This window comes from Undibacterium sp. 5I2 (assembly GCF_035019605.1).
Lineage (GTDB): Bacteria > Pseudomonadota > Gammaproteobacteria > Burkholderiales > Burkholderiaceae_D > Undibacterium.
Genome location: NZ_JASJVS010000113.1, coordinates 1 through 4,199, shown reverse-complemented (window position 1 = coordinate 4,199; position 4,199 = coordinate 1). Strand labels below are relative to the sequence as shown.

The following is a 4,199-nucleotide window of genomic DNA, read 5'->3' as shown; positions in this document are numbered from 1 at the left end:
TGCCGCCCATGATTTACGAAAAAGAAATGGCAGCAAAAAAACCTATTGATGTGTCCGAAATAACTTGACCACTACAAGCCTTGAGAACTGAGATCCAGGTCATGTTGAATCAATCACACAATCTCTCGGAAAACAAAGTTGTCCTGCAACTGGAGCAGACAATTGAATTTGCAGTGCGCGTAGAAAAACTGTGTGCCAGCAAAAAAGGAGGAAAGATTGATGTTTGAACAGTTCATTGCTGAACAGCGCGCCATATTTTCCTTGCTCAGCGAGACTCCTGAGTGGAGTGGAGCGACCTGGGATACAAGCGGTTGGCTGAATACTCGCATGTCAGGAAAATCGCAACTGCTTCCATTCACGAAGCTAAATACAAAGGAAGCACTGCCCTCACCATATATAGACTTTGCAAAAGCAATCATAGTTGCTATTTTTCAAGCAAAACGCCCGAGCCATTCGGCGATCGTAGCTTATTCAATTGCCTTGCGACGCCTTTTTTGCCAGCTCGTTGATCAAGGTCTTTTTCATCCAGAGGAGCTACGTGGTGAGCATTTTTATGGCGTAATTCAGGAACTGAAAAATAGAGAATATAAAAATCTGTATGACGCGTCAAATGTCATGGCTGTGATTGCAAATTTGGTTGATAAATATAAGCTAGCTGGGGTTCCGATTGATTTCGTCAATCCGATCAAGGCTCCTTCTCCACGTCTCCGGCACGATCCAAAGAAGGAGCGCGAAGAACTCTCGACCAAACTGCCAAGCAAAGAAGCAATGGAGGCGTTTGCCTACTGCACAAATAATCCAATCAACGATCGCGAAGAAATTCTTCTACGGACAATTGATCTTCACATTGCGATTGGTTCTCGAATCAACGAAACACTTGTAATTCCTCTGGACTGCTGGGTCTCTCAGCCCCTACTTGGTGCCGATGGACAGGTGGTTACTGACGAAACAAGCGGGAAAGCGATTTACCAATTTGGCATCCGGTATTTTCCAGAAAAAGGATTTGAATATCACACGCATTGGCTGGCTGATACCGATGTCCCGCTCGCAAAGCGGGCAATTGATCGCCTTAAAGTCCTTACAAAACGAGCGCGGGACGTTGCACAGTGGCAGCATGATAATCCCGGGAGACTATGGAATGTTGAATCCCTAAAATATGTTTCACGATCATTCATCAATCGCTTTGTAGACACTTCAGAGTCGTATCATTTAGACGGAATGATGCGGCGTTTTGGAATCAAGGCAAAAGCGAATACAAGGGGAAATCCAGAATATCTTGCCGGTGAAGTGGAAGCTCAGTTTTATGAAAGGCGCCCTGATCCAGTCGTGCTTCGATCAAAAAACGGCGTACCGATTCTAAGGATGCATGAGACGTTGAGCATTGGCTTCTCGGGATATTTCAGATTTAAAGAGCGCACCAATTCAGTAAATTATTTGCTGCCGGCCGCTGTGGCCTACGCTGATATTTCCGCTGCCCTTGGCAATACCGTGGTGCAGTCTATATTTGAGCGAAGTAATCTAACTGAGGCCGACGGCAGCCGAATTGCTTTGAGGACGCATCAATCGCGCCATTGGCGAAATACACTGTATAAACTTGGCGGCATGACAGAAATTCAGCAAGCTTTGGCGATGGGCAGGAAAGACGTTACCCAAAACGCTTTTTACCAGCACGTCGCGTTGTCAACGGAATTGGCCTCCCACCGCTCTTTCGTTGAATTCACGTCATATCAAGAAAAAGTGAATTACCTCCGGTCTGGCATTGAGGACGGAAAGATTCAAGGAGCGCTGACTGACACATATAAATCATTGAAGCAGAATGATCCGGTGACAGCTCAAGAGTTCCTTGAAACTCATGCTGGTGGAGTCCACGTTACACTTTGGGGAATTTGCACCAACGATTTTTCACGCGAACCCTGTCAAAAGCACATTCAGTGTTTTGATAATTGCGGACACCTTCATAGAACAGATGACTCTCGAGAGCAAGTTAATCTGAAAAACCTATTAAAACTCAATGTCGAGATTTTGAACAAAATGATTCAAGAATGCGATGGCGACGCGGGTTCCGACAAGTGGATTGACGAGCAACGAAGGAAGATTGCCGGCATTGAAAAAGCGCTTGCTATTGGTATTACCCCAACAGAAAAGAAAATAAAGGTCTTTCCAAAATCACCCGGATGCACGCAATCTAAGATAATGATGCGCACAAGCTCCGTATAGGTAAGTATTGATGACATCGAAAACAAATAAACGCGCACGTGGAAATCTGCTTGATGAGGCGTTGGATCGAGAGTTGGCATTAATGTTGAGCGATGGCGTTGCGGTCTCCCCAATATCTATCGCTGTACTTACCGCACGACTGGGGCTTCGAAGCCGTTCGACATTACACACGACTCAGCGTAAGGAAAAAATACACGCGGCAATTGCGCGGCAGCGCACATTGAATTCAGTTGGTACTGAAATAGCGATCAGGCGCAAGTCACTTGAAGAGAAAATAGAAGTTCTCGAACGTGAAAACGTTGAGCTGCGGGCCAAGGTGAACAACAATCTTGAACTGATGTGTCGTATAGTGGCTAACGCTACGGCCAAAGGATGGGATGTTGACTTTCTATTGCAACCGCTAGCAAAGAGCCGGCGCGAGTTGATCGGGTGAGCTGTCTGGAATTCAGAATCCAAGGACGCCTTTCCAAGTCAAGCGATCGTGACTCTAGCTGCATAATTCTGACCAATTGATACAGGTGCCGGACAGCACTGATCGGATAAAAAGTAGCTATTTTTTCTTTATTTGGAGGAAATGTATTGCCACAATAGACAATGGATCACTTAGCCAGCAAAGCAGAAACCCTCTTTTTCAGCTCCGGTAATGCCTAACAACTTATTACGTGGCACCTTTTTCCAATCCAATTACCCTACCCCGGCTGCCCCATGTCCACTTGGCAAATCAATTCCAGCCAACCGACTCGACGAAACGAGTCGGTCGACGCCGTAGCGGTGCCGCTGAAGTGGGCGCACGATGCACAGACTGGCGAACCGCGATATATTCACGATCCCGAGGTTGTCCAAAGCCAATGTAAATGCACCTGCCCGGCTTGCAACCTCGCGCTAACTCCAGTAATGGCGGGCCAGCCCTTGCGAACACGGCCCACAGCACATTTTCGACATCCTGCTGGCGCACAGAAAGATGACTGCTCCTTAGTCGCGGCACGCCTTGCCGCCACGCGACACTTGCTAGAGATGGGCATCATCGAGCTTCCACGCCGGAGAATGTCGCGCACGGCCACCGGCTTCAGCGGCAAGGGCTATGAAGTCTGGGTTGAGGTACCAGCCGAGCGCATCACGGTTGTCGGCGCGGCATTGCGCGACTACGCGACGGCATTGCTGACGCTCGACGATGGTCGGGAGCTGTTGGTCGACCTGACTGGCCTACACGAGCCGGGAAGCGATGGCCTCGGACGAGCCATTGTCACACTGTCGCTTTCTGACCCGACCATCGCGATGCTTGAACCGGAGGAGATTCGCGCCCGACTGCGAATCCTTCCAGACATCCGGTGGTGTGCCCACTGGAACGATCAAGCACTGACCGTAAAGGGCGATGCAGCCGCCGCGCAGGCCTCGCGGGATGCCCTAGATGGTTGGCAGGACTCCGATGAAGCGGAATTCCGCGCGCATCTGCCAGTCGACGTAGACGCTACGACGATGCAACGCTGGCGGCGCGAGACTCTGCTCCATCGCGAAGTCAAAGCCATTCTTGAGCAAACTTCGTCAATTACGACGCCCGGCTTGGAAATCGAGGTCAATCGCGCCCCTCCTGAAGAGTTCGGGAGTGATTGGGAAGAGAACACAATTCGCAAGTCCTGGATGACACCCTCCCGCGACTTAAAGTTGGATGAGATACGACTGGAGCGGCGCTTGGGCACTATCGTGCCCGACGTGATCGGCACCCTTGGTGGACGTCAGATCTACTCCCACGGCAGCACCATGACGATGGTCGACGGAGAGTTTGAAGAGGATGTTGAGGATAACTACAGTCAAGCCTGGCCGCTGACTTTATTAATCGAAGTCACTGTTACCCATGGCATTGATGAGGAAAAGCTACGCTGCATCCGCGAACTCGATCTGCCGGTACCCCCATCTGTCAGACTACTTGTCGTGTAACTTTTTAAATTGAACCGATCTCATTGAAGTCTGTTTGTTTGTGTTTT

3 protein-coding genes are annotated in these 4,199 nt (G+C 49.4%); all 3 read left to right on the top strand.

Annotation, left to right across the window (positions count from 1 at the left end):
- Positions 1 to 219 precede the first annotated feature (219 nt).
- Positions 220 to 2,217, top strand: a complete 1,998-nt coding sequence (locus tag QN359_RS19420; RefSeq protein ID WP_322248340.1) for a hypothetical protein — start codon at positions 220 to 222, stop codon at positions 2,215 to 2,217.
- 10 nt (positions 2,218 to 2,227) lie between these two features.
- A complete protein-coding gene (locus tag QN359_RS19415) occupies positions 2,228 to 2,650 on the top strand; it encodes a hypothetical protein (RefSeq protein ID WP_322248341.1) in 423 nt (140 codons plus the stop codon).
- A gap of 581 nt (positions 2,651 to 3,231) precedes the next feature.
- Entirely contained in the window at positions 3,232 to 4,152 is a 921-nt protein-coding gene (locus QN359_RS19410) for a hypothetical protein (protein ID WP_322248342.1), read from the top strand.
- The last annotated feature ends 47 nt before the right edge of the window (positions 4,153 to 4,199 follow it).

Coding starts and splice junctions, on each gene's coding strand:
- QN359_RS19410 (WP_322248342.1), top strand. CDS start 3,232: ATGGGCATCATCGAGCTTCCACGCCGGAGAATGTCGCGCACGGCCACC.
- QN359_RS19415 (WP_322248341.1), top strand. CDS start 2,228: ATGACATCGAAAACAAATAAACGCGCACGTGGAAATCTGCTTGATGAG.
- QN359_RS19420 (WP_322248340.1), top strand. CDS start 220: ATGTTTGAACAGTTCATTGCTGAACAGCGCGCCATATTTTCCTTGCTC.